Genomic DNA, 26,471 nt, shown 5'->3' with positions numbered 1-26,471 from the left:
TTAAGTCTTTAAGTATTAGTAAACGTAGCATAAAACTTCACCACCAACTTTTTCAGCTTGGGCTTGTCTACCTGTCATTACTCCGTGAGAAGTAGAAACGATAGCAATACCAAGACCGTTTAAGATACGTGGCAATTCATTAGCTCCAGCGTATTTACGTAAACCGGGTTTACTTATTCGTTGAATGTTCTTAATTACCGGGTCTTTAGTAAGCTTGTCGTACTTAAGAGCTATCTTGATAGAACCTTGAGCGGTTGTATCTTCAAACTTGTAACTAAGAATATATCCTTGATCGAATAATATTTTAGTGATCTCCTTTTTAAGATTAGAAGCAGGAATCTCAACCACTCTGTGGTTAGCTGCTACTGCATTTCTAATTCTTGTTAAATAATCTGCAACTGGATCTGTAGTCATTTTTTCAATTTACGATAACGGTTTTCATACCACGAAAACTATCGGGTTGAACCTTTCATCAATTTATAATATTACCAACTAGCTTTTCTTACTCCTGGAATTAATCCTTGGTTAGCCATTTCTCTAAACATAACTCGAGAAAGACCAAATTGTCTCATGTATCCTTTAGGTCTTCCTGTTAATTTACAACGATTGTGTAAACGAACTGGAGAGGCATTCTTAGGAAGTTTTTGTAATCCTTCAAAATCACCAGCTTCTTTCAAAGCTTTGCGTTTATCAGCATATTTCTTCACAACTGCTTGTCTCTTCACCTCACGGGCTTTCATTGATTCTTTAGCCATATCTTAATTCTTTTTAAAAGGTAAACCTAGTTCCGTTAGCAATGATTTTGCTTCCTTATCTGTTGGTGCGGAAGTTACGAAAGTGATATCCATTCCTGAAATTTTATTCACTTTATCTATATCGATCTCCGGAAAGATGATTTGCTCAGTAATACCTAAGTTGTAATTTCCTCTTCCATCAAAACCAGTAGCTTTGATTCCGTTAAAATCACGAACCCTAGGAAGGGAAGAAGTGATAAAACGATCTAGAAATTCATACATTCTTTCTCCACGTAAAGTAACTTTTGCCCCAATTGGCATTCCCTTACGTAATTTAAAAGAAGCAACATCCTTTTTAGAAATGGTTGATACCGCTTTTTGACCAGTGATCATAGTTAATTCATCTACTGCATGGTCAATAAGTTTCTTATCTGCTACAGCTGCTCCAACTCCACGGCTCAAAACTATCTTTTCTAGTTTTGGAACTTGCATGATGTTTGAGTAACTGAATTCTTCTGTAAGAGCAGACATTACTCTGTCTTTATACTCTTGTTTAAGTCTTGGTACGTATGCCATAACTAAATTACTTCATTTGATTTTTTGGAAAATCTAACTTTCTTTCCATCTTCCATTCTGTAACCAACACGGGTAGAATCTCCCTTTTTGTCGATTAAAGACAAGTTAGATAAATGGATAGGTGCTTCCTTCTTAACTATACCTCCTTGTGGGTTAGATGCACTTGGCTTCTCATGTTTTGAGACCATATTTACACCTTCCACAATTGCTTTATTTTTATCACGAAGAATTGTCTTAACTTTTCCTTCTTGACCTTTATGGTCTCCGGCAATAAGTCTTACTGTATCTCCAGATTTTATTTTCAGCTTTGTCATTATTTCAATGTATTAAAGCACCTCTGGTGCTAATGATACAATCTTCATGAATTGTTTATCACGAAGTTCACGTGCTACTGGACCAAATACACGAGTACCGCGCATTTCGCCAGTTGGGTTTAGAAGAACACATGCGTTATCATCAAAACGGATATATGATCCATCTGGCCTACGCACTTCTTTCTTGGTACGAACAACAACTGCCGTTGAAACTGCACCCTTCTTAATGTTTCCATTAGGTGTAGCTTCTTTAACGCTGACAACTATTTTGTCTCCAACAGAAGCGTATCTTCTTTTTGTACCTCCTAATACTCTTATGGTCAAAACTTCTTTTGCCCCGGTATTATCTGCTACTCTTAATCTAGACTCTTGTTGTACCATTTTACTTAGCTCTTTCTATAATTTCTATTAATCTCCAACATTTAGATTTACTCAATGGACGAGTCTCCATTATTTTTACTGTATCTCCAATGTTGCAGTCATTTGTTTCGTCGTGAGCCACGTATTTTTTCGTTTTTAAAACGAATTTACCATACATGGGATGTTTTACCTTTTTAACTTCAGCAACCACAATGGATTTCTGCATTTTGTTACTGGTAACTACACCTATACGCTCTTTTCTTAAATTTCTTTTTTCCATCTTTCAGCAGAATAACACTTATTGTTGTTGTTCTCTTTTAGTTAACTCTGTAGCAATTCTCGCTATAGATTTTCTTACAACTCTTAGTTGTATTGGGTTCTCCAATGGCGAAACTGCGTGAGCCATTTTTAAATCTGAATATGCTTTTCTGGACTTACTAAGTTCTTCTTGCAAATCTACTACAGATGATTCTCTTACTTCTGATTGTTTCATAACTTCTCTTAATTAAGCTTGATAATCTCTAGCTACAATAAACTTAGTTTTCACAGGCAATTTCTGTGCTGCAAGACGCAATGCTTCTTTTGCAACGTCATAAGGTACTCCTCCTATTTCAAATAAGATTCTTCCTGGTTTTACAACTGCTGCCCAATATTCTACAGCACCTTTACCTTTACCCATACGTACTTCAAGAGGTTTCTTTGTAATAGGCTTGTCTGGAAAAATTTTAATCCATAACGAACCTTCTCTTTTCATAAAACGGGTAGCGGCGATACGAGCTGCTTCTATTTGACGTGCAGTAAGGAAACTTGAGTCCAATGATTTGATCCCGAATGTTCCGTTTGAAAGTCTATGCCCTCTTTGAGAGTTTCCTTTCATACGGCCCTTTTGCATCTTACGATATTTTGTTCTTTTAGGCTGTAACATTTTTGTTTCTTTAAAAAATTACTTTCTACGACGTGGTTTGTTGTTACCTCCTCGTGCTGGTCCGGATTTTCCTCCTGGCTTCTTGGTAGTCATACCAACAAGTGGGGAAAGTTCTCTTTTTCCGTAAACCTCACCTTTCATGATCCATACTTTAACACCGAGTCTACCATAAGTAGTGTGTGCCTCAACTAAAGCATAATCAATATCGGCTCTAAAAGTCGACAAAGGAATTCGTCCATCTTTATAATGTTCTGAACGAGCCATCTCTGCCCCATTCAAACGACCTGAAATTTGTATTTTAATACCTTCAGCATTCATTCTCATAGCGGCTGCAATAGCCATTTTGATAGCACGACGGTAAGAAATACGATTCTCAATTTGTCTAGCAACACTAGAACCTACTAAATGAGCATCTAATTCTGGTCTCTTAATTTCAAAGATGTTAATTTGAACTTCTTTGTCAGTAATTTTCTTAAGCTCTTCTTTCAACTTGTCTACCTCTTGTCCACCTTTCCCAATAATGATACCAGGTCTAGCAGTAGTGATAGTAACGGTTACAAGTTTAAGAGTACGCTCGATAATTACTCTTGATACACTCGCTTTGGATAAACGAGCATGGATATACTTTCTAATCTTATCGTCTTCGGCTAATTTATCGCCGTAGTCATTTCCTCCGTACCAGTTGGATTCCCATCCTCTTATGATACCAAGGCGATTCCCGATTGGATTTGTTTTCTGTCCCATACTCTTAGCTTTGTGTATTTTTATTGTCACCAATCACAATTGTAACGTGGTTGGAACGTTTTCTAATTCTATGTGCGCGACCTTGTGGTGCAGGACGAAGTCTCTTCAACATACTCCCACCGTCTACGCGTATCTCTTTTACAAATAAATCTGCCTCCTCAATGTTAGCATCTTCATTTTTTGCTTGCCAGTTAGCAATAGCAGAAAGAAGTAATTTCTCCAATCTACGTGATGCTTCCTTAGAGCTAAATCTCAACACATGAAGCGCTCTTTCTACTTTTTCACCTCGAACTAAATCTGCAACTAATCGCATTTTTCTTGGCGAAGTAGGGCAGTTATTCAGTTTTGCAAAAGCTACTAGCTTTTTAGCTTCTTTTGTCTGATCTGCTTTTTCTCTTTTACGAACTCCCATAGCTTCAGTTATCTTTTACCTTTATTTTTCGCACCTACGTGACCTCTAAAAGATCTAGTTGGTGAAAATTCTCCTAATTTGTGTCCTACCATATTCTCTGTTACATAAACAGGAACAAATTGTTTCCCATTATGCACAGCGATAGTTTGCCCAACGAAATCTGGAGTTATCATAGAGGCTCTAGACCAAGTCTTGATTACCGTCTTTTTCCCAGCTTCTACGTTTGTAGCAACTTTCTTTTCTAACTTATAGTGAACGTAAGGTCCTTTTTTTAATGAACGTGCCATATCTTATTATTTCTTTCTACGTTCTACAATATACTTATTACTCGCTTTCGTCTTAGATCGGGTTCTATAACCTTTAGCAGGTATACCTTTTCTAGAACGTGGGTGACCTCCAGAAGATTTTCCTTCACCACCACCCATTGGGTGATCCACAGGATTCATCACTACTGGTCTTGTTCTTGGTCTTCTACCCAACCATCTACTTCTACCTGCTTTACCAGATACAATTAATTGATGATCACTGTTCGAAATAGCTCCGATAGTAGACATACAAGTAACTAACACCCTTCTAATTTCTCCTGAAGGAAGTTTGATAGTTGCATATTTACCTTCTTTCGCTACTAATTGAGCAAAAGCTCCAGCACTACGAGCCATAACAGCTCCTTGTCCAGGACGTAATTCTATACAAGAAATAATAGTTCCTAATGGTACTGCAGAAAGCGGCATTGCGTTTCCAATTTCTGGAGCAGCACCCTCAGCGTCAGAAACAATGTTCTGATCTACCTGAAGACCGTTTTGAGCAACTATATACCTTTTCTCACCATCTTGATAATTCAATAGAGCGATAAAAGCCGTTCTGTTAGGATCATATTCTATAGACGCAACTGTAGCAGGAACTCCATGCTTGTCACGTTTAAAATCGATAATTCTGTAACGTCTTTTGTGACCACCACCTTTATAGCGCATGGTCATTTTTCCTTGACTGTTTCTACCACCTGACTTTTTAATCGGAGCTATTAAACTCTTCTCCGGCTTATCAGTAGTAATGGCGTCAAAACCATTAACTACTCTAAAACGCTGACCAGGGGTGATTGGTTTTAATTTTCTAACTGACATTCTTTAATCTTAAAGATTACTGTATAAATCAATAGTTTCACCTTCCGCCACCTGTACTAATGCTTTCTTAAAAGCACTTGTTTTACCAGTGATCACTCCCGTTTTTGTAAAACGAGATTTACGATCTGGACGGACATTAATTGTGCGAACTTTAGTAACTGAAACTCCATAAGCAGACTCAATAGCGCCTTTAATTTCAATCTTGTTCGCCTTATTATTAACAACGAACGAATAACGGTTGTTCAACTCGCTATCTGCTGTCGCTTTTTCTGTAATAATAGGTTTTATTAAGATACTCATATCGTTTATTTACTTAAATTCAACTCAATTCCTTCTAAAGACCCTTCAACAAACACAAGGTTATTTGCGTTTAGTATTTTGTAAGTACTTAACTCTGAACTACTTACAACTTCGGTGCCTTTTAAATTGCGTGACGACAAATATACATTTTTATTCGAGTCACCCAACACTATAAGAGATTTTTTATTCTCAACACCCAAGCCTCTTAAAACCTCTATGAAGTTTTTAGTTTTTGGAGTATCGAATTGGAAATCTTCTACTATGATAATTGCTTTATCATTTGCCTTAATAGAAAGAGCAGATTTTCTTGCTAATCTCTTTAAGTTCTTGTTCAATTTAAAACCGTAGTTTCTTGGACGTGGTCCGAACATACGTCCACCACCTCTAAAAATACCAGATTTTATACTACCAGCACGAGCTGTACCAGTACCTTTTTGTTTTTTAATCTTACGTGTACTTCCTGTAATTTCCGCACGCTCCTTAGATTTGTGCGTTCCTTGACGTTGGTTAGCCAAGTATTGTTTTACATCAAGATATACAGCATGATTGTTAGGCTCTATTCCGAAAACAGAATCTGAAAGGTTAACCTTTCTTCCTGTTTCTTTTCCTTTAATATCTACAACTGCTATTTCCATTACTTCTGAATGATTACATATGAGTTATTGTGTCCAGGAACACATCCTTTAACAACAAGTAGATTTTTATCTGCAACTACTTTTAAAACTCTTAAGTTTTCTAATTTTACTGTGTCACCACCCATACGGCCAGCCATACGCATTCCCTTAAATACTCTTGCAGGATATGACGCAGCACCAATCGATCCAGGGGCTCTTAAACGGTTATGTTGACCGTGAGTAGCTTGTCCTACCCCGGCAAATCCGTGTCTCTTTACTACACCTTGAAAACCTTTACCTTTACTAGTTCCTGAAACGTCCACGAACTCTCCTTCAGTAAAATGTTCTACAGTGATGCTATCACCTAATTTGTGATCCCCATCAAAACCTTTGAATTCAACGACTTTACGCATTGCTGCAGAACCGGCTTTTTTAGCATGCCCAGTGGCAGCTTTGTTAGCGGTCTTTTTGTCATCGAAACCTAATTGAAGAGCTTCATACCCGTCAATTTCCATGGTTCTGACTTGGGTAATTACACATGGACCAGCTTGAATAACGGTACAAGGAATGTTCTTTCCATTCTCGTCAAAAATACTAGTCATGCCTATTTTTTTTCCTATTAACCCAGACATAATTAATTATTGATTAAATTAAATTTATTTATTTAAAAATATTCAGGATTGAAAATACTTCCAATCCTGAATGTATTTTTCCGTTTTTCCCTCGACAACCGCTCGGGACATGTTAGTTAATTCTTACTTGAATTCAATTTATATTTGAATTCAAAATCAAATTATACTTTGATCTCTACTTCAACTCCACTTGGCAATTCCAATTTCATTAAAGCATCAATAGTTTTAGATGAAGAACTATATATGTCCAACAATCTTTTGTAAGAGCTTAATTGAAATTGTTCACGCGCTTTCTTATTAACGTGCGGAGAACGTAATACGGTAAAGATTTTTTTATGTGTTGGTAATGGGATTGGTCCCGTTACTACAGCACCCGTAGTTTTTACGGTCTTTACAATCTTCTCTGCAGACTTATCTACTAAGTTATGATCGTAAGATTTAAGTTTTATTCTGATTTTTTGACTCATATCCCTATTATTAATCGTTTGTACCTTTAGCTGCCTTAATCACTTCTTCCGAAATATTCGATGGAGTTTCAGCATAATGAGCAAATTCCATTGTAGAGGTTGCTCTACCAGATGATAATGTTCTTAATGTTGTAACGTAACCAAACATTTCAGAAAGAGGTACTTCAGCTTTAATAACCTTTGCACCAGATCTGTCTGACATATCGTTTACCTGACCTCTTCTTCTGTTAAGATCCCCTACAATATCTCCCATGTTTTCTTCTGGAGTTACAACTTCAACCTTCATGATTGGTTCAAGAATTTTAGCACCAGCTTTCTTAGCAGCTACCTTATAACCCATTCTTGCAGCCAATTCAAAAGATAGTTGATCGGAATCCACAGGGTGGAAAGATCCATCTTTTAATTCTACTTTAAGAGTATCCATTTTAAATCCTGCTAAAGGACCAGTTTTCATAGCTTCTCTAAATCCTTTTTCCACAGATGGAATAAATTCTTTAGGGATACGTCCACCTTTTACAGAGTCGATAAATTGTAGACCTGGACCTTTAAAGTCCTCATCTGCAGGAGACATCTCAAATACGATATCACCAAATTTACCACGTCCACCAGATTGCTTCTTATAAGTTTCCCTATGATCTGCGCTTCTAGTAATGGTTTCCTTATACTCAACCTGAGGCTGACCTTCATTAACCTCTACTTTGAATTCTCTCTTCAAACGATCTACTAAAATCTCTAAGTGCAATTCTCCCATTCCTGAGATAATTGTTTGTCCTGAAACTTCATCTGTCTTAACCTGGAAAGTTGGATCTTCTTCAGCTAGCTTAGCCAAAGCCATACCCATCTTATCCACATCTGCCTTAGTTTTAGGCTCCACTGCAATACCAATTACTGGTGCAGGGAAAGACATAGATTCTAAAGTAATAGGATTCTTCTCATCTGTAAGAGTATCTCCAGTTTTAATATCTTTAAAACCAACAGCAGCACCAATATCTCCAGCTTCAATTCTGTCTATAGGCTCTTGCTTGTTAGCGTGCATTTGGTAGATACGTGAAATACGTTCTTTTTTACCAGAACGGTTATTCAACACATAAGAACCAGCATCTAAAGCACCTGAGTATACTCTAAAGAAAGCTAAACGTCCTACGAAAGGATCGGTAGCAATTTTAAAAGCTAAAGCAGAAAATGGTGAATCTACGTTAGGTTTACGAGATTCTTCTTCGTCTGTATCTGGATTTACTCCAATAATAGCATCAATATCTACAGGAGATGGTAAATAACGCATTACCGCATCTAACATCATTTGTACACCTTTGTTTTTAAAGGCAGATCCACACATCATAGGTATGATAGACATATCTATAGTAGCAGCTCTTAATGCAGCGATAATTTCGTCTTCAGTAATAGAATTTTCATCTTCGAAGAATTTCTCCATCAAAGCTTCATCGTAGTCAGCAACCGCCTCAACCAATAAAGTTCTATACTTATTAACATCTTCCATTAATTCCTCTGGAATAGCAATGGTCTCGTAAGTCATTCCAAAATCCTCTTCATTCCAAACGATAGCTGTTTTAGATATTAAATCTACAACACCTTTAAAATCGTTCTCTTCACCAATTGGAATTTGCAAAGGCACTGGGTTTCCACCTAGCATCTCTCTAACTTGGTCACACACTTTGAAAAAGTCTGATCCCTGACGGTCCATTTTATTAACGAATCCTAAACGAGGAACTTTATACTTATCTGCTTGTCTCCATACAGTTTCAGATTGAGGCTCAACACCATCAACCGCACTGAACAAAGCAACCATACCATCCAATACACGTAAAGAACGCTCTACCTCTACGGTAAAATCTACGTGACCTGGGGTATCAATGATATTTACTGTGAATTCTTGATCGCGATACATCCACTTACAGTGAGTAGCAGCAGAAGTAATTGTAATACCTCTTTCTTGCTCCTGCTCCATCCAGTCCATAGTAGCAGCACCATCATGAACTTCTCCAATCTTGTGACTTACACCCGTATAAAACAGGACACGCTCTGTAGTTGTGGTTTTACCAGCATCAATATGCGCAGCAATACCAATATTTCTTGTAAATTTTAAATCTCTTTGTGCCATTTTTTTAGAATCTAAAGTGAGAGAATGCTTTGTTAGCTTCAGCCATCTTATGGGTATCTACTCTTTTCTTAACAGCAGCACCTTCTTCCTTAGCAGCAGCAATTACTTCTGCAGCTAATCTCTGAGCCATAGATTTCTCATTACGCTTTCTAGAGTAAGAGATCAACCATTTCATTGCAGTTGAAACTTTACGATCTGGTCTAATTTGCATAGGGATCTGAAAAGTTGCACCTCCAACACGTCTACTTCTTACCTCTACGTGTGGCATTACATTAGAAAGAGCATCTTTCCAAACCTCAAGGCCTGTCTTCTCTTCATCTTGTTTTTTCTCTTCTACAATCGCAATAGCGTCATAGAATACTTTGAAAGAAACTGATTTTTTACCATCCCACATCATCATGTTAACAAAACGAGTTACTAACTGATCATTAAATTTTGGATCTGGTAAAAGAGGCCTCTTTTTTGCCTGTCTTTTTCTCATGTCTTTACATTAAAAGTTTTTAATTACTTCTTAGGGCGTTTTGCACCGTACTTAGATCTTCTTTGCGTTCTACCTTCAACACCTGCGGTATCTAAGGCACCACGAACAATGTGATATCTAACTCCTGGCAAATCTTTTACCCTTCCACCTCTAACCAATACTATCGAGTGCTCTTGTAGATTGTGTCCTTCACCAGGGATGTATGCGTTCACTTCTTTTCCATTAGTTAACCTTACCCTTGCAACTTTACGCATTGCAGAGTTAGGTTTCTTAGGAGTAGTTGTGTAAACACGCGTACACACACCTCGTCTTTGAGGGCACGAATCTAAAGCAGCCGATTTACTCTTCTTGGTTATTTTGGCTCTTCCTTTTCGTACTAATTGTGAAATTGTTGGCATAATTTCTTTTACACTTATTATTGTTATAAAATTACCTTCCCTATTTTTTAGGGTCTGCAAAGGTAGAAATAAAATCGAATTATTCAAATGTTAATTGATTAATTTTCAAGTATTATGCTGATAATAATGTTTTTCTCATCAAAAAGGTAAGAACCAAAAAATACATAGCTTTAATTACGATAATCATTTCTCCATTATATTTAAAGTTGAAGTAATATAATAGACAAAGAAATTTTACCACCCACACTAATTTTGTGAGCGATTTTTAAACTTCCAAAAATTGTAATAATATCTATATAAAAGAAGAAATTTAGATGATCAACCTCATTATTGACCCAATATGATACCATTTAGTTAATATTTTCAATCATCTATTAAATAATTATAATTTTTTGAAATATTATTATACTTGATACGGAAATTTAAAGTCCTGTTTAATAAGGATTTACTAGTAGCTAGAATATTTATAATTACCGTTTTAAATTAATTTATGAGTAATCATTTGGTGATTTAACGTTTTCTTATCATTTTTGGCGTTGGCTAATTCAAATTAATTAAACAATGAAAACAAAATTTAGTAGTATTTTAACGCTATTGCTAGCGTTCGTTGTGCAAATAACGTTTGCACAACAACAGTCCGTAACGGGTACCGTTACCGACGAAGATGGTTTGCCTATACCAGGGGTGAACATATTAGTAAAGGGATCCAATACCGGGACCCAATCAGATTTTGATGGAAACTATGCAATTCAAGCCTCTCAAGGTGATGTTTTGGTGTTTTCATTTATAGGTCTTGTTAAAACTGAACAAACAGTTGGAACCTCTAACACGATAAGTGTTGTAATGAAAGGTGACGCTGCGCAACTGGATGAAGTTGTAGTAACTGCCTTAGGTATTAAAAGGGAGAAGAAATCTTTAGGTTATGCTACTCAAGAAGTAGATGGTTCTGCAGTTTCTGATGTTCCAACCTCTAACTTCATGAATTCACTTTCAGGAAAAGTAGCAGGTTTAAACATTAAAACTTCTGGAACAATTGGAGGTTCTTCTAACGTTGTTATTAGAGGTAGTTCTTCTATTACAGGAAATAACCAAGCGTTATTTATTGTAGATGGAACTCCTATTAGTAATGCTAACACCAATGGTTCTAACCAGCAAGCTGGTAGAGGTGGATATGACTACGGTAATGCCGCAGCAGATATCAACCCTAACAACATTGCGTCTATTAACGTATTAAAAGGTGCTGCGGCAACTGCTTTATACGGTTCTAGAGCTGCAAATGGTGTGGTTATTATTGAAACTAAAAAAGGAAATAAAGGTAAAGGGATCGGGGTTTCTGTAAGCTCTTCTCTTATGATTTCTGACATAGATAGCGAAACTTTACCAGTTTATCAAGATCAATATGGTGCTGGTTACGGTGCTTACTATGAGTCTGAAGACGGATATTTCAACTTGTTTGATGTAGATGGTGATGGTAACTTAGATGAGACTACTCCTTTTACTGAAGATGCTTCTTTTGGAGCAGCATTCGATCCAAACAGAATGATTTACCAATGGAACTCTATTTTCCCATCATTAACGGATACTTATTTACAAGCAACTCCATGGGTAGCAGCTAAAAACACTCCTAATGATATTTGGGAAACTGGATATACTGCAATAAACTCTGTGGCTTTAGATGGAGGTTCAGATACTGGATCATTCAGATTATCTGCTAACAATTTACTTCAAGAAGGAAATCTTCCTAACAGTGAGATCAAAAGAAACACTATTACTTTTAGTGCAACTCAAGATTTAACTGAAAAATTCACTGCTTCTACAAATGTTACTTTCACAAAAACAGATGGTAAAGGTAGATACGGGACAGGATATTCTTCTGGAAACCCAATGCAACAATTCAGACAATGGTTCCAAACAAACGTTGACATTTATGAGCAAAGAGATGCTTATTTTGCAACAGGAGAAAACATTACTTGGAATCCAAATGGACCTGATAACTTATCTCCAATTTATTCTGATAACCCATATTGGACTAGATACGAGAATTATGAAACAGATACAAGAAGCCGTTATTTCGGAAACTTGAATCTTAACTATGCAATCAATGACATTTTTAGTGTTGTTGGTAGATTCTCTTTTGATACATACGATGAATTACAAGAAGAGCGTATAAATGTTGGAAGTGCAGATGTTGCAAGTTACTCTAGATTTAACAACAGAGTTGCTGAATATAACTACGACTTAATATTAAACTTCAACAAAGACATTACAGATGATTTAAATCTTGATGGAAATATTGGAGGGAACTTAAGAAGAAACCAACGTAATTACATTCAAGCTGCTACAAATGGTGGATTGAATAAAGCTGGTTTCTACGCTTTAACTAACACTGCTAACCCAATGTTAGCTCCAACAGAAGTAGATTATACTACTATGGTAGATGGTGTTTACGCACGTGCTGGATTAGGGTTTAAGAATACTTATTATCTAGAAGGTACAATTAGAAGAGATAGATCATCTACTCTACCAATTGCAAATAACACTTTCTATTACCCTTCTGTATCTACAAGTATTATATTATCTAACTTATTTGACGCTAGCTGGTTGAATTTTGCGAAATTTAGAGCTAACTACGCAGAAGTTGGAAATGACACAAATCCTTACAATGTATTTAACACGTATATCGTTAACCCAGGTTTTGGTGGTGAAGGTAGCGCAAGTAACACTGCAAGTTTAAAGAACTTAGATCTTACTGCTGAGACTTCAAAATCTTATGAAGTTGGTTTAGAGGCTAATTTCTTAGACAAAAGAATTGGATTAGATCTATCTTACTATAGAACTAGAACTTTCGATCAAATTACAGCAGTACCGGTATCAAATGCAACTGGACGTGATTCTAAATTGTTAAATGCAGGAACTGTACAAAACAAAGGTTTAGAAGTACTTTTAAACTTAAACCCAATTAGAACTGAAAACTTTAACTGGAACATGACCATTAACTGGGCAAAGAATGAAAGTGAAGTTATCGAGTTAACAGATGGTATTGACAACTTAGAATTGGCATCTTTACAAGGTGGTATATCTATAAATGCAGCTCCAGGACAACCTTATGGTGCAATTAGAGGAACAGATTACGTGTATGATGACAATGGAAACAAAATTGTTGGTTCAACTGGTTATTATTTAAAAACTGGAACTAGTAATGAAATTATTGGAAATATCCAACCAGATTGGACAGGTGGTGTTTCTAACACTTTCAGATACAAGAATCTTAGTTTGAATTTCTTAATAGACGTTCAAGAAGGTGGAGATATTTTCTCTTTAGATACTTGGTATGGTTTCGCAACTGGAATGTATGACCGTAGTGTTGGTACAAACGACCTAGGAAACCCAATTAGAAATACTATCGCTAATGGTGGTGGTGTTATTCTTCCTGGTGTAACTGCAGATGGACAACCAAATACAGTAAGAGCTAGAACTGACTACTATGCAAACCCATTTGGTTATGCTAGAGATGCTAACAAAGGTCACGTTTATGACGCATCTTTTGTGAAGTTAAGAGAAGCAGGACTTACTTACAATTTTGGAGAAAAAGTTCTTGATGCTTTACCATTTACAAATGCATCTATCTCTTTAACAGGTAGAAACCTATGGATTATCCACAAAAACATTCCTTACTCAGATCCTGAAGCAGGACTTAGTTCTGGAAATGTTCAAGGATACCAATCTGGAGCTTATCCAACAGCAAGAGAAATTGGAGCTAGTGTGAAATTTAACTTTTAATAAAAGAAAAAATGAAAAAATACATTTTAACAATTATTGCTCTCGCATCACTATGGTCCTGCCAGACAGACGAGCAATATGAAGATTATAACCTGGACCCTAAAAACCCAGCAGAGGTATCAGCAGATTTCTTATTTACTGCCGCTACTGTTAGTTTAGGTGACCAAATGGCAAGCGCCAACGTTAACAGAAACATCTTTAGATTCGTTTCTCAATATTGGACATCTACAACTTATTTAGATGAACCTAATTACGATTTAAATAATCGTGGAATCACAGACAGTCAATGGAATGAACTTTACAGAGATGTTCTTTTTGATCTTGAAGATTCAAGACGTTTAGTTGAAGCTGATGTTGAATTAACTGAAGGTGAAAGAACGGCTAGATTAGCGCAAATTGAAGTTTTAGAAGTTTATACTTGGCAAGTTTTAGTGGATACATTTGGAGATATTCCTTATACTGAAGCTTTAAATGCTGATGAGTTCCCTCAGCCTAAATATGATGACGCAGCTACAATTTACTCTGACTTAATCTCTAGATTAACTGCTGTTAATCCTGATTTCCAAGCTGGATCTGGATTTAGCGATGTTATTTATGGTGGAGATATGACAAATTGGGCAAAATTCTCTAACTCTCTTCTTTTAAGAATTGGAATGAGATTGTCTGATGTGAATGAAGGTTTAGCAACATCTGCAACTACAACTGCAGTAGCAAATGGAGTATTCATGTCTAACGACGATAATGCTACTATTGTTTACCAAAGCACAAACCCGAATACAAATCCTTTATGGACGGACCTTGTTGAAAGTGGAAGATCTGATTATGTTCCTGCTAACACGTTGGTAGATGTAATGAACGATCTTAACGATCCAAGAAGATCTGCATACTTCGATGATAATTTAGCTGAATATGTTGGTGGAGTTTATGGAGGAAGTAATTCTTACCCTTCTTACTCTCATGTTGGTGAAGTATTTTTAGACGCAACTTTCCCTGGTCTTCTTTTAGATTATTCTGAAGTTGAATTTCATTTAGCAGAAGCTGCACAAAGAGGTTTTGGTGTTACTGGAACTGCTGAAGATCATTATAATGCTGCTGTTACTGCTTCTATTAATTACTGGGGTGGATCTGATGCTGATGCTACTGCTTATTTAGCACAAGCTGATGTAGCTTATGATGCTGCTAACTGGAGAGAAAGTATTGGAAATCAATTCTGGATAGCTATGTATGATAACTCTATCATGGGTTGGAATGTTTGGAGAAAGTTTGATACTCCAGTATTCAATTTACCTGAAGATAGCGGTAGTTTCGTACCATTAAGATATACTTATCCAATTGGAGAGCAAAACTTGAACTTAACTAACTATGAAGCAGCTTCTGCAGCTATAGGTGGTGATGATCAACAAACTCCAATTTTTTGGGATACTACTACTCCAGACCAGTCAACATACCCTGGAGGAGGTGAATAAGAATTCTTAAATATTTTATTTTATTTAAAAGCTGCCCAATTGGGCAGCTTTTTTTATTTCCAAGATTTAAGAAAAACCTATATTTGCTGCTATGGAAGACACTACTACAATTTTTGGAATAAGAACAGTTATTGAAGCAATACAAAGCGAAAAGAATATAGATAAGATCTATATTCAAAAAGGACTGAATAATACACTTTTTCAAGAATTGCTGTCATTAATAGGCAAAAAAGGATTTAATATCTCTTATGTTCCTGTAGAAAAATTGCAAAAACTCACCCAAGGAAATCACCAAGGGGTTGTAGCAAAGATCTCACCCATAGAATTTCCAGATATGGAGGAAGTTGTGCAACGAGTGTTAGAAGACAGCAACACGACTCCCCTATTTCTGCTTTTGGACCAAATAACTGACGCTAGAAATTTTGGAGCAATAATTAGAACTGCAGAATGTTGTGGAGTTCATGCTATCATTATTCAAGATAAGGGAGGTGCACCTGTAAATGCAGATACTGTAAAAACTTCAGCTGGAGCTGTTTTTAACATTCCTATTTGTAAAGTAAACCATATTAAGGACGCTATATACTATTTACAAGGTTCTGGAGTAAATGTTGTAGCCGCAACAGAGAAGAGCGACCAATCTATCTATGATACAGAATTAAACAAACCTACAGCCTTAGTGATGGGTAGTGAAGGTAGAGGAATCAACCCTTCTGTTTTAAAGATCGTAAATGACAAGGCTAAACTACCTATGTTTGGAAGTATTGGCTCTTTAAACGTATCTGTTGCCTGTGGTGCATTTTTATATGAGATAGTTAGACAGCGCTCCTAAGCTCAAACTTCCTTATTCTCCTTAAATATATAATTGTACGCATTATCATCTAGTTCGTCTGAGACTTCTTCACTTTTTTCAATGAAATTGCCATTTTCATCAAAATGGCTCATAAAAAGATCGTTTTGAGGATCATAATCTTCCTTCTCCCAGTCATATTTCGGGATGATAATAATTTCTTGCTTGAAAATAAAAGCTAATAGTAATCCTACAATTAGCCCGGACAAATGCCCTTCCCATGAAATTTTTGGGTCTACAGGCACGATAAACCATAGCAACCCACCATACAGAAAAACTACTACTAAGGATAGCGCTATCAACCTATAATATTTTGAAAATATACCTTTGAAAAATAAAAATGAGGCCAATAGATAAATAACCCCGCTCGCCCCAATATGGTTTGCAGGTCTCCCTATAACCCATGTAAGCAATCCGGTTAATAGCAATCCTACCAATAAAACTTTCCAACTAATTGTTCTATAGAAAAAAAATAACGCAGTAGATAAAATGAAGAGAGGAATAGTATTATGAAATAGGTGTTTTATATCTGAATGAATAAATGGCGAAAAGACAATTCCTCTTAACCCTTTTAAGGTTCTAGGCTGAATACCTAAATAATTAAAGTCGAAACCAAACCGAATTTCAAACCAAAACACTACCCATAAAATTAGAACAAACAAAATTGGATAGGCAATGACCCCTGTAGAAAAAGTAAATGATTGTCTTTGTTTCAACATAGGACTAATTTATAATTTAATCGCGAATAAGCTAAGCTTCGAGATGCTAATCAATAGCAAAAGCTATGCGCAATTATCTCTAGTGTCATTTTGTCAACAGTATCTTAATTAATAATAACAGTCTTTTACGATTTCCTACCTTTGTGAAATGAATGAACCTCTTGCAGAACGATTAAGACCCAAAAAACTGAGCGATTATTTAAGTCAGCAACATTTAATTGGTAAAAATGGTGCACTTACACAGCAACTCAAACAAGGAATGATTCCTTCTCTAATATTATGGGGTCCTCCGGGAGTTGGTAAAACTACCTTAGCAAATATTATTGCTACAGAAAGCAATAGACCATTTTACACTTTAAGCGCCATAAATAGCGGTGTTAAGGATATAAGAGATGTTATAGAACGCGCTAAAAAAGGCGAAGGTCTTTTCACCACTAAAAATCCTATCTTATTTATAGATGAGATACATAGATTTAGTAAATCGCAGCAAGATTCTTTACTGGGAGCAGTAGAAAAAGGATGGGTTACCTTAATTGGTGCCACCACAGAAAACCCGAGCTTCGAGGTGATCTCTGCACTACTTTCAAGATGCCAGGTTTATATTTTAAAAGCTTTTGAAAAAGAAGATCTTATTGCATTACTCCATAGAGCGATTACAGAAGATTCTGAAATAAAAAAGAAAGACATTAAACTAACTGAAACTGAAGCTTTATTAAGGTTAAGCGGTGGTGATGCACGAAAGTTATTGAACATTTTTGAATTGTTAGTGAACTCTGTTGAAGGATCAATAGAGATCACTAACGCCTTGGTCTTAGAAAAGGTGCAACAAAATACTGTGCTTTATGATAAGACCGGAGAACAACATTACGATATCGTTTCGGCATTCATAAAATCTATACGAGGGAGTGATCCTAATGGCGCAGTATATTGGCTGGCCAGAATGATAGAAGGTGGTGAGGACGTAAAATTCATAGCTAGACGTTTGCTTATAGCAGCTAGTGAAGACATTGGAAATGCAAATCCAACTGCATTGATCATGGCAAATAACACTTTTCAAGCAGTTACTACTATTGGGTTCCCAGAATCACGAATCATATTAAGCCAATGCGCTATTTATTTGGCAACTTCTCCAAAAAGCAATGCTGCTTATACTGCAATTAACGCTGCCCAAAGTATCGTGAAAGAGACCGGAAACTTATCGGTTCCTTTACCCATAAGAAATGCTCCAACCAAATTGATGAAAGACTTAGGATATGGAGACAATTATAAATACGCACATAATTATGAAAACAATTTTGCGGAAGCAGAATTTCTACCCGAAGAAATCAAAGATACCATGTTCTACCAACCTGGAAATAATCAAAGAGAACAAGTACAGAGAGAGTTCTTAAAAAAACGTTGGAAAAATAAGTATGATTACTAATTCTTGACCTTGTAGACTTTTTTTGAAGTAGAATTATCCTGTGGATTTAAAATTTCTACTACCAAATTTCCATTAGAATCAAAATACGCTATTCCCTGACTTTGCATCGTGGTATAAATAAAATAACCCTCACTTTCAGTTTTTACCATTTTTGCAAATGGTTCCTCGATCTGTTTCAAAAATAACTGATAACCAAATTCAGTGCTTCGAATATAAAATTCCGCATCTTCTGAAATATAGATTTTTTCTGACTTTTTAATTTGTTCCAAATCCTTATTTACTGATGCTGTCCTGGCAGGAGATTGAGGAACTGCTGAAACTATTACTTCTTGGGTCTGGATTTTTTCCTTAACTGGTTTTGTAGCAATCTTAGGTTCTTCTTTAACCCAATTTTGTTCATATTTGTAATTAATCGCTTCAAATGAAGTAAACGCATCCCGAAGCGCTTCTTGATATGCTTTTTTATATTCCTTTTCCTTGCTAATACCTACTTCAGAAATAAAAATTTCTTCATTCGCACAATTCAACAAAACCACTTGAAGCTTCGTTTGAAAAAGACCGCTATCTTCCACTACATCTGCTTTTAAAAAGTTACATGGATTTATGGAAAGATCGTCTGGATTTAATTCATTAGCCATGAATGCCTTAAATCCATATTTTTCAAAAAGGAACTTGGTAAGCTCATTTACTTGATATTGATTAGCCTCTTTTAAAAAATCAAACCTTTCTGGTACAGAGACGTATTTATAGGTGTTTAAATCTTGCCCTACTCCTGTAAAACATAAACCAACCAATAGCGTAAAAATCAAATAGGTATTTCTCATTGTTTTTTAAATATAAACTGCATTCCTAATTGAAGGGAAGCACTCTGTGATTTTGCAAGATTAAAATATCCAGCCAAATTATCTGCTGCAATATAAAAATTAAACTTCTTAATTTTTGTTGAAACTAGTAAACCTACATTATAATAGGAAAAGTCATCTACTGTATAAGAAATCTTAGCTCTAAAATTATTAGTGAACTTTCTATCATAATATGTGGTTAAGGCATAATTCATTGTTCTTGGTCTCTTTACTCCAAAAAGATGAACTCCTATAAGATTATAATTTCTTCGTTTATAGGTTCTCCTATAATCACAAACTTCGAACATTTCTTCAAAGCCAAATTCTATTGCTGCATTAAATTTAACTGGTCTCCAGGTAATATAATTTTCATTTAAAGTCTCATCCTTCAAATTTTCATCTACTTCATCTTCAAAAATATCCCAATATGGGATTGTGCTACCATTAGGAACTACATCTGGAAACAAAGGTTCAATTCCATCCGTTTCATAATCTCCATAATACAAATAGTTTTCTACATCATGTTGCTGATACATAACTCCAATATCCAATACAGATCCAGTGATCCTAAAATTATCGGCTAAATTATAGGTGGCTCCAAGATCTATCCCTGCCCCAATATTACCGCCAAAAAATGAACGTTTTAATAGATCTCGAGTAGATTCTTGAACGGTCATTCCAGAATTATTTAAAGAAGCATATCCAGAAGTATTTACACGAATATCTATATTTTCAGCGAAATGTCTATAAAAATTCGGGGAATTGGGATCGTCTCTAGTGATAAATTTTCCTGAATTATTTGTACTAGCAACATTAAATATTCCTGAATACAATTTACCCCGAGCACCTATGGTTAATTTATTATTTATCCTTTTATTAATCCCTAAATGATAAACGGTCATGATCTCTCCCGTAAAGGAAACATCAGAAAAATCGAACGGCACATTTAAATATGCATTATTTCCCTCATTAACCAATAAAGCAGGATCTTTAGGGAAATACGCAAACATATCCATCTCTTGATAGACTCCTGCAGAAAGGTATTGCCCGTTACCTAATCTCCAACCAAAAGAGAGGATTTCTAATTGTTGGTGGAGTGTGAAATAATCATTTCGGGTTAATCTTCTAATTGCAGCACTAACCCTTTTATTAACATCCGAGTTTGAATCATCAAAAATATCGAATAGATTAACACCTGAAGAACCTGTAGATATATGAAATTTAGAAAATAGCGGTACTCCAATATGCCCATCGAAATTCACATTTGCTCCAGGATTATTAAGTAAAGATTGCGGCAAGCCATTTACATTATATAACAATTGCTTATTTTGACCATGACAAAATATAATCCCAAGAAGTAAACTTAAGCAAGAAAGATAGAGTCTCATGCGCTAAAATTCAAATGAAAATAGTCCCTTGGATTCGAATTTTAGTTCTCCCTCAAAAGCATCCTCATTAGGTAATACTTCGATCTCCACGACCATTTTAATGGACTTCTTAATAACATCTATACGCTCGTTTTCTATAAATTCTATCCACTCAGTTACTGCTGGGTTATCTTTTTCTCCCTTGTTAATTTCAAACTCTAGTGAATGCTGCACTCTGTCATTTTCAGAAAGAAAGGAAATTTTATTTCTAAATGGTTGCGGAAAGGAATTTGTATATCTAAAACTAAATTCTACATTATTAAGATCATCTTGAATATAGCTATCATCTAAGAATTCTAAACGCACTGTATCTCTAATTACTGCCGTAAATTCTCCGGTGTCTTTATCTATAAAATCAGTATTGGTAACGTCAAAAACTAACAAGCTTACTTGAAGATCTGGAGTAAGTGCAATTTCTTCTGTTTGATCCAAGTCCACCCCTTTTACACAAGAGAATATCACCACGCTAAAAAGCAATAGCAAAATGGGGGTTTTAAGTGGTTTAACAAAAGACATTAGGGGATCATTCTTTAAGTGAAACGAAGATATAAATTCTTTATTGCTATAAATACATCCGTAGATCTTTTAACTTTTGAATTTGAGGCACTTGCATGATTTCCTTTTTGTCATAATAATCAAAAAATACGGCTTGTAAACCAGCGTTTTTGGCACCTTCGATATCAGCTTCATAACTATCCCCTATCATTATAGAATTTTCAGGAGTTGCATTCGCTTTTAGAAGTGCAATATTAAATATCTGCAAATGAGGTTTTTTCACACCAGCCTCTTCAGAAGTAGTGATCGTATCAAAATACTCTGAGATCTGGGAATTTTGCATTTTGTTATGCTGAATTTCCTCGAATCCATTAGTAATAATATGCAGTTTATAATTAGGCCTAAGATATTTCAATGTCTCTTTTGTATCTTGAAGCAAGTGATTAAAACTGGGTAAAACACTTATGTATCTATTGGATAAGTTATCTATAACTTCATCTGAAACCTGAATTTTCAATGCCTTGAAACTATCCCGGAGCCTACCTACTCGCAGCGATTCTTTGGAAACAAGATTGTTCCGGTATTTAGCCCAATACTCCATATTAATAGGGATATATGTATTTAAAAAATCCTGCGTTTCCAGACCTATATTTTCCTCTTTAAAGATAACCTCAAAAGTTAAAGCTGAATTTTTATCGAAATCCCATAAGGTATGGTCCAAATCGAAATAAACATGTTTTATATTATTGAATTTCATGTATTTGCTTTAATAAAGAATAGTGATACTCATGGTTATAGTATTCTGAAAAATCCCGATTTTTAAATATGGTAAGCATATTCCCTTCTACTATTTTAAGATCTTTCATGATCTTAAGAACAACCTCCTGAAGCTGAATAGGATCATAAGTATGTGTTGCTTGAGAATGAAAAACATATGGATGAACCCTTAAAGGTGTAGTTATCTCCAAATTAAGATCATAGAACAAAAAAGGCAAACTGGTTCCTGCTCTAAATCCAATAGTTTCTGGATACCCCATGGAATAATCATTAGGAATCTCCAACTCATTCAAAAACCCATAATGTTCAGGCAACAATAAATTATATTTGGTATTAATTACGTTCTGTAAAGGCCCGTGAATAATATTTTCAAATCTTTTCTTTTCAATTTTTAATGCCTCCACATCAGAGATCGCAAAATATCCAAGTCGTAAACCTACTATAGAATAATCTGCCACATATTTAATGATCTCACGATAATTGAGTCTGTTGTGATTTATATTTCTATCATACGCATTAAAATTGCTTAGCTGAAACATAAAGTTTAAATTGATCTTATGTTTTTTTACTAATAAAATAAGATCATCAAAAACGTTATAGGGATCTTTTTTAAGCCTAAGTTGCACCCTCAATCTGTCAGAAATTCTTGAAAATTTCAACTGGCCAAGATCCAAAAGTATTCCAGTAATACTCCTTAAAAAACCTTTATTCTTAAAATTAAAAACATGGCTTACAGAAATTACAGAGGTAGATTTATACTTCCGATTTTTAAGAGATATTTCCAGAAATCGAGAAGCTAACAAATTTTTGAACTTTTGAATCCAAATATCAATAACAGGAGTATTTAAAAAGTTCTCCTGATATGCTACACTTTCTAATGCTGGAAATCTTCCAAAATCATCTTTAACATGTGGTAAATATTCCTCATATCTGGAAAGTAAATAAAAGGTAGCGGCAAAAATATCAAAAGGAAGATCGCTGTTTTCTGATACCGAAAAGAAGCATTTAGTATTTTCCCAATCTTGCACTTTAATTTCTACATCACTAAAACCTTGTTCTAACAAAAGATCTACATTCTGAAAAAACATTTCGTTCCCAAGTCTTTTTTTACCATAAGAGAACTTCATACTCTCATAGGCAATAAACTCTTCGATTTTTGATGTGAATTTAATATCTACACCCAAAACTCGAGTACAAATGTGCTTAAAAGCGTATGTTATTCTGGGAGTTACTTTTTGAGTATAAATTAAAAGCATTGTAAATTGGAGTTACATCAATCCTTCGTCGGCAAAGCTAAAATAGGACTTTTCAGTAACAATAAGGTGATCTAGAATTTTAATATCCATACTTTCCGCAGCCATTTTAAGCTTTTGAGTTATTTGTTTATCTGCCTCACTTGGATTTAAATTTCCCGATGGATGATTATGCGCAAGGATTAAAGACACAGCGCCCAACTCCAGGGCCTTACGTAAAGTAATACGAACATCTACTAAAGTCCCGGTTATACCCCCCTTACTTATCTGGAATTTTTCAATAATCTTATTAGCGTTATTAAGATATAGAATCCAAAATTCCTCATGCGCTAAGTCTCCAAGTATTGGCTGTAATAATTCATAAACGGAATTACTAGAAGATATTTTTACATTTTCCAAAGCTTCTTCAGAACGTCTTCTTCTTCCTAATTCCATCGCTGCAATAATGGAAATAGCTTTTGCTTCCCCAATACCCTTAAATTGCATTAGTTGAGCCACGGATTGTTTCCCTAATAAGTTTAGATTGTTTAGATTTTTTGAGAGAATTTTTTTTGAAAGTTCAACGGCACTTTCGTTTCTACTGCCAGAACCAATTAGTATTGCAATTAACTCTGCATCGGTTAGGGAAAATTTTCCTTTCTGAAGTAATTTTTCACGCGGTCTATCGTCCAGTGCCCAATTTTTAATTGTAAAAGGAATTTTGTCTACGCTCATGCAGATTGTTTATATAAATATAAACAAATCAAGCAATTATAATTAATTTGAAGAATTAAAAACTAGGAAATCCAGTTTTTAATTTCATTAAAATCCAATCCGCCATAATTCCCACTACTCATAAGTAAAAGTACTTTATTTGAATAGTCCATGTTTTTTAAATGAAGTTTAAAATCTTCAGAATTCGTAAAAACTTGTAGATCTGAGTTTCCAAATGCTTCAAATATCTGAGCTTCACTTATTGGAGGCAATTTCTTAATTTGAAGTGCTTCTGGAGAGAAAAAAACAATTGCCTCGTTTGCACTATTTAAACTGGCCTTGTATTGTTTCAAAAATTCAGGAGTTAAACTACTGTAAGTATGTAGTTCTAAACAAGCAACAAGTGTTTTATCTGGATATTGATCTTTTACCGCATTTGTAGTTGCCGTAACTTTAGATGGACTATGAGCAAAGTCTTTAAACACCAAGGTATCATTGGAATCTACTATTTTCTCTAATCTTTTAGATGCCCCTTTAAAAGTTGAGATAGCTTCATAAAAATCATCTTCATCTACCCCCATATGTTGACAAATCCACTTTGCTCCGGCGAGATTATTAAGATTGTGAGCCCCAAACAATTCAATTGGCAAATCCCCTTCTGGAGTATTTAAAACAGTAATTCCATTTTCTATTGAGAATTCTGGAGTTTTATATCCATGTTTTCGAATTTGATTCGTAGTATTCTCTACTATCCTAACAAGTTCTGGGTCTTCCTCATTATATACTATAATGCCCCCACTAACAATAGAATCAACAAAAATCTCAAATTGCTCTACATAATTCTCATATGTGGGAAATACATTAATATGGTCCCAAGCAACTCCACTTAGTAACGCAATATTAGGTTTATAGAGATGAAATTTAGGACGTCTATCTATGGGAGAAGATAAATACTCATCCCCTTCTAATAAAATAAAATCATTTTCTTCAGTTAGATGAACCATATTAGTAAAACCGTCCAATTGGGCGCCAACCATAAAATCTATTTCCTTATCATTATAATGCAAAACATGAAGAATCATGGAAGTGATTGTGGTTTTACCGTGGGACCCACCAATAACTACTCTAGTTTTATTTTTAGACTGCTCAAACAAAAATTCTGGATAAGAATATATTTTAATTCCTAACTCCGTCGCTTTGATTAATTCTGGGTTGTCAATTTTAGCATGCATACCCAAAATCACAGCATCCAACTCATCTGAAATTTTCTCAGGGAACCAACCGAATTCAGAAGGTAGTAGACCATCTTTCTCTAATTTAGATTTTGAGGGTTCAAAAATAGCATCGTCGCTTCCGCTAATTTTATAACCTTTATGATGTAATGCCAGTGCTAAGTTGTGCATTGCACTTCCGCCAATAGCAATAAAATGAAGATTCATATAATAAAATTTGCAGCAAATATATACATAACTACTTTCTTAGAAGAAGTAAAAGTCTTAATTAAAGGTCCATAATTCTGCGTTTTTCAGCCAAGGCTGCCTTAAAATCACCCTTAAGCGTTAGGGCTTTATCAATGTATGCTAAAGCAGCCTTTTTATTCCTCATATTCGCTAGGATTTGGGCTTTCCGAAAGTAAACCCATTCCATTGAGCATATGTCCTTATAACTATAATTAGCAGCGTAATTGTCAAGCAATTGGATACCGTACTGAGGTTCTAATTTAAGTTCTACAGCTACCTTTCCAAGTTCATAATTAAGAGAATTAGATTTAAGCTTAGTACTAGTGTTTCTATATTTATTAAACGCATTTTTATAATAAACTAATGCTTCCTCGATACTTTGATTCTCTTTGGTAATAAATCCTTTTGCTAGATATGCATTTACCGGGCTTAAATTTGTTAATTCCTCTGCATAAGTTTCTGCTTTTTCCTCACTACCGCCTAATACCCCAGGAAGTTTAATGTATAATTCCACCAAGGCTCGTCTGGATTCAATTTGAGATCTATCCTGTTCAGCAGCTATCGTCAAGTACTTTTTAATATCCGACACATATACCACAGCTTGAAAACGGGAAACACTTAAAGCTTTCATCCCCAATGCACCACCATACTTAAGATTAAAACTTGCCTTTTCAGGTTTGCTTAATATCAATTTTTCATAATAACAAATAGCCTTGTCCCATTCTTTTTCAAAACTTGCAATATCCCCTAAGAGTTCGAAAACTATCAGGTCTTTATTATTTTTGTTAACTTGTTCATTGAGAAGCATTTTGGCAGCGGTTACATTACCCATATCCAAATAAGAAATTGCTTTATCTGCAACAGACTGTGAATAACAAGAAGGTGATAATAATAAAATATATAAAATAATAATGTTTTTCATAAAAACCAATATAAGTAATTTTTAGTACACATGATCCTTACCACACATCAACCTGAGTATCAGATTAACATAAGATTAACAACAAAATTTCACAATGTTAAATTAAAGCCTAAATACACCAATATTGTTGAAAAAATTTACAATATTTGCGTTGCCTCTTATGGCCATTT

Annotated in this window: 32 protein-coding genes; 4 read left to right on the top strand and 28 right to left on the bottom strand. The window is 35.1% G+C overall.

Annotation, left to right across the window (positions count from 1 at the left end; all coding sequences use genetic code 11):
• Window positions 1-15: 15 nt before the first annotated feature.
• From rpsH to rpsL, 19 genes are all read right to left on the bottom strand, one after another.
• Entirely contained in the window at window positions 16-414 is a 399-nt protein-coding gene (gene rpsH, locus BC962_RS12955) for a 30S ribosomal protein S8 (RefSeq protein WP_026839628.1), read from the bottom strand.
• Between the two features lie 71 nt (window positions 415-485).
• Window positions 486-755 carry a 30S ribosomal protein S14 gene (rpsN, locus tag BC962_RS12950; RefSeq protein ID WP_121346455.1) on the bottom strand — a complete coding sequence of 90 codons (270 nt, stop codon included), beginning with the start codon at window positions 753-755 and terminating at the stop codon, window positions 486-488.
• A 3-nt stretch (window positions 756-758) separates the two neighbouring features.
• Window positions 759-1,310, bottom strand: coding sequence for a 50S ribosomal protein L5 (gene rplE, locus BC962_RS12945; RefSeq protein WP_121346454.1), 552 nt, complete (start codon window positions 1,308-1,310; stop codon window positions 759-761).
• Window positions 1,311-1,312: 2 nt separating this feature from the next.
• On the bottom strand, window positions 1,313-1,624 hold the full coding sequence (gene rplX / locus BC962_RS12940) for a 50S ribosomal protein L24 (RefSeq protein ID WP_121346453.1): 312 nt from the start codon (window positions 1,622-1,624) through the stop codon (window positions 1,313-1,315).
• A 12-nt stretch (window positions 1,625-1,636) separates the two neighbouring features.
• A complete protein-coding gene (gene rplN, locus BC962_RS12935; protein WP_010230087.1) occupies window positions 1,637-2,005 on the bottom strand; it encodes a 50S ribosomal protein L14 in 369 nt (122 codons plus the stop codon).
• A 1-nt stretch (window position 2,006) separates the two neighbouring features.
• Complete coding sequence (rpsQ, locus tag BC962_RS12930) at window positions 2,007-2,264, bottom strand: 30S ribosomal protein S17 (RefSeq protein ID WP_010230090.1); 258 nt, start codon at window positions 2,262-2,264, stop codon at window positions 2,007-2,009.
• Window positions 2,265-2,282: 18 nt separating this feature from the next.
• Window positions 2,283-2,477 (bottom strand): 50S ribosomal protein L29, encoded by a 195-nt coding sequence (gene rpmC / locus BC962_RS12925; protein WP_026839632.1) that lies wholly within the window; start codon window positions 2,475-2,477, stop codon window positions 2,283-2,285.
• 12 nt (window positions 2,478-2,489) lie between these two features.
• The gene (gene rplP / locus BC962_RS12920) at window positions 2,490-2,909 is read right to left on the bottom strand and encodes a 50S ribosomal protein L16 (protein ID WP_026839633.1); all 420 of its coding nucleotides are present in this window, start codon (window positions 2,907-2,909) and stop codon (window positions 2,490-2,492) included.
• Between the two features lie 18 nt (window positions 2,910-2,927).
• Window positions 2,928-3,653, bottom strand: coding sequence for a 30S ribosomal protein S3 (gene rpsC, locus BC962_RS12915; RefSeq protein ID WP_034924434.1), 726 nt, complete (start codon window positions 3,651-3,653; stop codon window positions 2,928-2,930).
• Window positions 3,654-3,657: 4 nt separating this feature from the next.
• Complete coding sequence (gene rplV / locus BC962_RS12910; protein ID WP_026839635.1) at window positions 3,658-4,065, bottom strand: 50S ribosomal protein L22; 408 nt, start codon at window positions 4,063-4,065, stop codon at window positions 3,658-3,660.
• Window positions 4,066-4,073: 8 nt separating this feature from the next.
• Complete coding sequence (gene rpsS, locus BC962_RS12905) at window positions 4,074-4,352, bottom strand: 30S ribosomal protein S19 (protein ID WP_026839636.1); 279 nt, start codon at window positions 4,350-4,352, stop codon at window positions 4,074-4,076.
• Between the two features lie 6 nt (window positions 4,353-4,358).
• The gene (rplB, locus tag BC962_RS12900; protein ID WP_121346452.1) at window positions 4,359-5,186 is read right to left on the bottom strand and encodes a 50S ribosomal protein L2; all 828 of its coding nucleotides are present in this window, start codon (window positions 5,184-5,186) and stop codon (window positions 4,359-4,361) included.
• A gap of 9 nt (window positions 5,187-5,195) precedes the next feature.
• Window positions 5,196-5,486 (bottom strand): 50S ribosomal protein L23, encoded by a 291-nt coding sequence (gene rplW, locus BC962_RS12895; RefSeq protein ID WP_121346451.1) that lies wholly within the window; start codon window positions 5,484-5,486, stop codon window positions 5,196-5,198.
• Window positions 5,487-5,491: 5 nt separating this feature from the next.
• Entirely contained in the window at window positions 5,492-6,121 is a 630-nt protein-coding gene (gene rplD / locus BC962_RS12890; protein WP_121346450.1) for a 50S ribosomal protein L4, read from the bottom strand.
• Complete coding sequence (gene rplC, locus BC962_RS12885; protein WP_121346449.1) at window positions 6,121-6,732, bottom strand: 50S ribosomal protein L3; 612 nt, start codon at window positions 6,730-6,732, stop codon at window positions 6,121-6,123. The genes rplD and rplC overlap by 1 nt, the downstream gene beginning before the upstream one ends.
• Window positions 6,733-6,893: 161 nt before the next feature.
• On the bottom strand, window positions 6,894-7,199 hold the full coding sequence (gene rpsJ / locus BC962_RS12880; protein ID WP_010230113.1) for a 30S ribosomal protein S10: 306 nt from the start codon (window positions 7,197-7,199) through the stop codon (window positions 6,894-6,896).
• Window positions 7,200-7,209: 10 nt separating this feature from the next.
• A complete protein-coding gene (gene fusA, locus BC962_RS12875) occupies window positions 7,210-9,318 on the bottom strand; it encodes an elongation factor G (protein ID WP_121346448.1) in 2,109 nt (702 codons plus the stop codon).
• Window positions 9,319-9,322: 4 nt separating this feature from the next.
• The gene (gene rpsG, locus BC962_RS12870; RefSeq protein ID WP_010230118.1) at window positions 9,323-9,799 is read right to left on the bottom strand and encodes a 30S ribosomal protein S7; all 477 of its coding nucleotides are present in this window, start codon (window positions 9,797-9,799) and stop codon (window positions 9,323-9,325) included.
• Window positions 9,800-9,822: 23 nt separating this feature from the next.
• On the bottom strand, window positions 9,823-10,197 hold the full coding sequence (gene rpsL / locus BC962_RS12865; RefSeq protein WP_010230128.1) for a 30S ribosomal protein S12: 375 nt from the start codon (window positions 10,195-10,197) through the stop codon (window positions 9,823-9,825).
• Window positions 10,198-10,758: 561 nt separating this feature from the next.
• Here rpsL and BC962_RS12860 point away from each other — a divergent pair.
• The 3 genes from BC962_RS12860 (at window position 10,759) to rlmB (ending at window position 16,272) form a co-directional block, all read left to right on the top strand.
• Window positions 10,759-13,977, top strand: coding sequence for a SusC/RagA family TonB-linked outer membrane protein (locus tag BC962_RS12860; RefSeq protein ID WP_121346447.1), 3,219 nt, complete (start codon window positions 10,759-10,761; stop codon window positions 13,975-13,977).
• 11 nt (window positions 13,978-13,988) lie between these two features.
• The gene (locus BC962_RS12855; protein WP_121346446.1) at window positions 13,989-15,443 is read left to right on the top strand and encodes a SusD/RagB family nutrient-binding outer membrane lipoprotein; all 1,455 of its coding nucleotides are present in this window, start codon (window positions 13,989-13,991) and stop codon (window positions 15,441-15,443) included.
• Between the two features lie 91 nt (window positions 15,444-15,534).
• Entirely contained in the window at window positions 15,535-16,272 is a 738-nt protein-coding gene (rlmB, locus tag BC962_RS12850; RefSeq protein WP_121346445.1) for a 23S rRNA (guanosine(2251)-2'-O)-methyltransferase RlmB, read from the top strand.
• A gap of 2 nt (window positions 16,273-16,274) precedes the next feature.
• On the opposite strand, the gene BC962_RS12845 is transcribed toward rlmB, so the two are convergent.
• Complete coding sequence (locus BC962_RS12845) at window positions 16,275-17,006, bottom strand: rhomboid family intramembrane serine protease (RefSeq protein WP_121346648.1); 732 nt, start codon at window positions 17,004-17,006, stop codon at window positions 16,275-16,277.
• A 151-nt stretch (window positions 17,007-17,157) separates the two neighbouring features.
• On the opposite strand from BC962_RS12845, the gene BC962_RS12840 reads away from it, so the two are divergent.
• On the top strand, window positions 17,158-18,432 hold the full coding sequence (locus BC962_RS12840; protein WP_121346444.1) for a replication-associated recombination protein A: 1,275 nt from the start codon (window positions 17,158-17,160) through the stop codon (window positions 18,430-18,432).
• On the opposite strand, the gene BC962_RS12835 is transcribed toward BC962_RS12840, so the two are convergent.
• From BC962_RS12835 to BC962_RS12800, 8 genes are all read right to left on the bottom strand, one after another.
• On the bottom strand, window positions 18,429-19,256 hold the full coding sequence (locus BC962_RS12835) for a hypothetical protein (protein WP_121346443.1): 828 nt from the start codon (window positions 19,254-19,256) through the stop codon (window positions 18,429-18,431). The genes BC962_RS12840 and BC962_RS12835 overlap by 4 nt on opposite strands.
• Window positions 19,253-20,662: a DUF5723 family protein gene (locus BC962_RS12830; RefSeq protein WP_245984200.1), complete on the bottom strand. Its 1,410-nt coding sequence runs from the start codon at window positions 20,660-20,662 to the stop codon at window positions 19,253-19,255. Before BC962_RS12830 ends, BC962_RS12835 begins: the two co-directional genes overlap by 4 nt.
• 3 nt (window positions 20,663-20,665) lie before the next feature.
• Window positions 20,666-21,217, bottom strand: a complete 552-nt coding sequence (locus BC962_RS12825; protein WP_121346442.1) for a hypothetical protein — start codon at window positions 21,215-21,217, stop codon at window positions 20,666-20,668.
• A 46-nt stretch (window positions 21,218-21,263) separates the two neighbouring features.
• Entirely contained in the window at window positions 21,264-21,953 is a 690-nt protein-coding gene (locus BC962_RS12820) for a YjjG family noncanonical pyrimidine nucleotidase (protein WP_121346441.1), read from the bottom strand.
• Entirely contained in the window at window positions 21,940-23,229 is a 1,290-nt protein-coding gene (locus BC962_RS12815; protein WP_121346440.1) for a polysaccharide deacetylase family protein, read from the bottom strand. The genes BC962_RS12820 and BC962_RS12815 overlap by 14 nt, the downstream gene beginning before the upstream one ends.
• 12 nt (window positions 23,230-23,241) lie before the next feature.
• Complete coding sequence (radC, locus tag BC962_RS12810) at window positions 23,242-23,940, bottom strand: RadC family protein (RefSeq protein ID WP_121346439.1); 699 nt, start codon at window positions 23,938-23,940, stop codon at window positions 23,242-23,244.
• Between the two features lie 62 nt (window positions 23,941-24,002).
• On the bottom strand, window positions 24,003-25,358 hold the full coding sequence (locus BC962_RS12805; RefSeq protein ID WP_121346438.1) for a UDP-N-acetylmuramate--L-alanine ligase: 1,356 nt from the start codon (window positions 25,356-25,358) through the stop codon (window positions 24,003-24,005).
• 61 nt (window positions 25,359-25,419) lie between these two features.
• Window positions 25,420-26,301 carry a tetratricopeptide repeat protein gene (locus BC962_RS12800; RefSeq protein ID WP_121346437.1) on the bottom strand — a complete coding sequence of 294 codons (882 nt, stop codon included), beginning with the start codon at window positions 26,299-26,301 and terminating at the stop codon, window positions 25,420-25,422.
• Between the last annotated feature and the right edge of the window lie 170 nt (window positions 26,302-26,471).

The sequence above is a fragment of the Gillisia mitskevichiae genome (assembly GCF_003634585.1).
Lineage (GTDB): Bacteria > Bacteroidota > Bacteroidia > Flavobacteriales > Flavobacteriaceae > Gillisia > Gillisia mitskevichiae.
The sequence above is the reverse complement of the archived record's forward strand: the minus strand, read 5'-3'. Positions and strand labels throughout refer to the sequence as shown.

Bases quoted from the DNA above. Each gene is read 5' to 3' on its own strand.
- rpsH (WP_026839628.1), bottom strand. From the start codon at position 414: ATGACTACAGATCCAGTTGCAGATTATTTAACAAGAATTAGAAATGCA.
- rpsN (WP_121346455.1), bottom strand. From the start codon at position 755: ATGGCTAAAGAATCAATGAAAGCCCGTGAGGTGAAGAGACAAGCAGTT.
- rplE (WP_121346454.1), bottom strand. From the start codon at position 1,310: ATGGCATACGTACCAAGACTTAAACAAGAGTATAAAGACAGAGTAATG.
- rplX (WP_121346453.1), bottom strand. From the start codon at position 1,624: ATGACAAAGCTGAAAATAAAATCTGGAGATACAGTAAGACTTATTGCC.
- rplN (WP_010230087.1), bottom strand. From the start codon at position 2,005: ATGGTACAACAAGAGTCTAGATTAAGAGTAGCAGATAATACCGGGGCA.
- rpsQ (WP_010230090.1), bottom strand. From the start codon at position 2,264: ATGGAAAAAAGAAATTTAAGAAAAGAGCGTATAGGTGTAGTTACCAGT.
- rpmC (WP_026839632.1), bottom strand. From the start codon at position 2,477: ATGAAACAATCAGAAGTAAGAGAATCATCTGTAGTAGATTTGCAAGAA.
- rplP (WP_026839633.1), bottom strand. From the start codon at position 2,909: ATGTTACAGCCTAAAAGAACAAAATATCGTAAGATGCAAAAGGGCCGT.
- rpsC (WP_034924434.1), bottom strand. From the start codon at position 3,653: ATGGGACAGAAAACAAATCCAATCGGGAATCGCCTTGGTATCATAAGA.
- rplV (WP_026839635.1), bottom strand. From the start codon at position 4,065: ATGGGAGTTCGTAAAAGAGAAAAAGCAGATCAGACAAAAGAAGCTAAA.
- rpsS (WP_026839636.1), bottom strand. From the start codon at position 4,352: ATGGCACGTTCATTAAAAAAAGGACCTTACGTTCACTATAAGTTAGAA.
- rplB (WP_121346452.1), bottom strand. From the start codon at position 5,186: ATGTCAGTTAGAAAATTAAAACCAATCACCCCTGGTCAGCGTTTTAGA.
- rplW (WP_121346451.1), bottom strand. From the start codon at position 5,486: ATGAGTATCTTAATAAAACCTATTATTACAGAAAAAGCGACAGCAGAT.
- rplD (WP_121346450.1), bottom strand. From the start codon at position 6,121: ATGGAAATAGCAGTTGTAGATATTAAAGGAAAAGAAACAGGAAGAAAG.
- rplC (WP_121346449.1), bottom strand. From the start codon at position 6,732: ATGTCTGGGTTAATAGGAAAAAAAATAGGCATGACTAGTATTTTTGAC.
- rpsJ (WP_010230113.1), bottom strand. From the start codon at position 7,199: ATGAGTCAAAAAATCAGAATAAAACTTAAATCTTACGATCATAACTTA.
- fusA (WP_121346448.1), bottom strand. From the start codon at position 9,318: ATGGCACAAAGAGATTTAAAATTTACAAGAAATATTGGTATTGCTGCG.
- rpsG (WP_010230118.1), bottom strand. From the start codon at position 9,799: ATGAGAAAAAGACAGGCAAAAAAGAGGCCTCTTTTACCAGATCCAAAA.
- rpsL (WP_010230128.1), bottom strand. From the start codon at position 10,197: ATGCCAACAATTTCACAATTAGTACGAAAAGGAAGAGCCAAAATAACC.
- BC962_RS12860 (WP_121346447.1), top strand. From the start codon at position 10,759: ATGAAAACAAAATTTAGTAGTATTTTAACGCTATTGCTAGCGTTCGTT.
- BC962_RS12855 (WP_121346446.1), top strand. From the start codon at position 13,989: ATGAAAAAATACATTTTAACAATTATTGCTCTCGCATCACTATGGTCC.
- rlmB (WP_121346445.1), top strand. From the start codon at position 15,535: ATGGAAGACACTACTACAATTTTTGGAATAAGAACAGTTATTGAAGCA.
- BC962_RS12840 (WP_121346444.1), top strand. From the start codon at position 17,158: ATGAATGAACCTCTTGCAGAACGATTAAGACCCAAAAAACTGAGCGAT.
- BC962_RS12835 (WP_121346443.1), bottom strand. From the start codon at position 19,256: ATGAGAAATACCTATTTGATTTTTACGCTATTGGTTGGTTTATGTTTT.
- BC962_RS12830 (WP_245984200.1), bottom strand. From the start codon at position 20,662: ATGAGACTCTATCTTTCTTGCTTAAGTTTACTTCTTGGGATTATATTT.
- BC962_RS12825 (WP_121346442.1), bottom strand. From the start codon at position 21,217: ATGTCTTTTGTTAAACCACTTAAAACCCCCATTTTGCTATTGCTTTTT.
- BC962_RS12820 (WP_121346441.1), bottom strand. From the start codon at position 21,953: ATGAAATTCAATAATATAAAACATGTTTATTTCGATTTGGACCATACC.
- BC962_RS12815 (WP_121346440.1), bottom strand. From the start codon at position 23,229: ATGCTTTTAATTTATACTCAAAAAGTAACTCCCAGAATAACATACGCT.
- radC (WP_121346439.1), bottom strand. From the start codon at position 23,940: ATGAGCGTAGACAAAATTCCTTTTACAATTAAAAATTGGGCACTGGAC.
- BC962_RS12805 (WP_121346438.1), bottom strand. From the start codon at position 25,358: ATGAATCTTCATTTTATTGCTATTGGCGGAAGTGCAATGCACAACTTA.
- BC962_RS12800 (WP_121346437.1), bottom strand. From the start codon at position 26,301: ATGAAAAACATTATTATTTTATATATTTTATTATTATCACCTTCTTGT.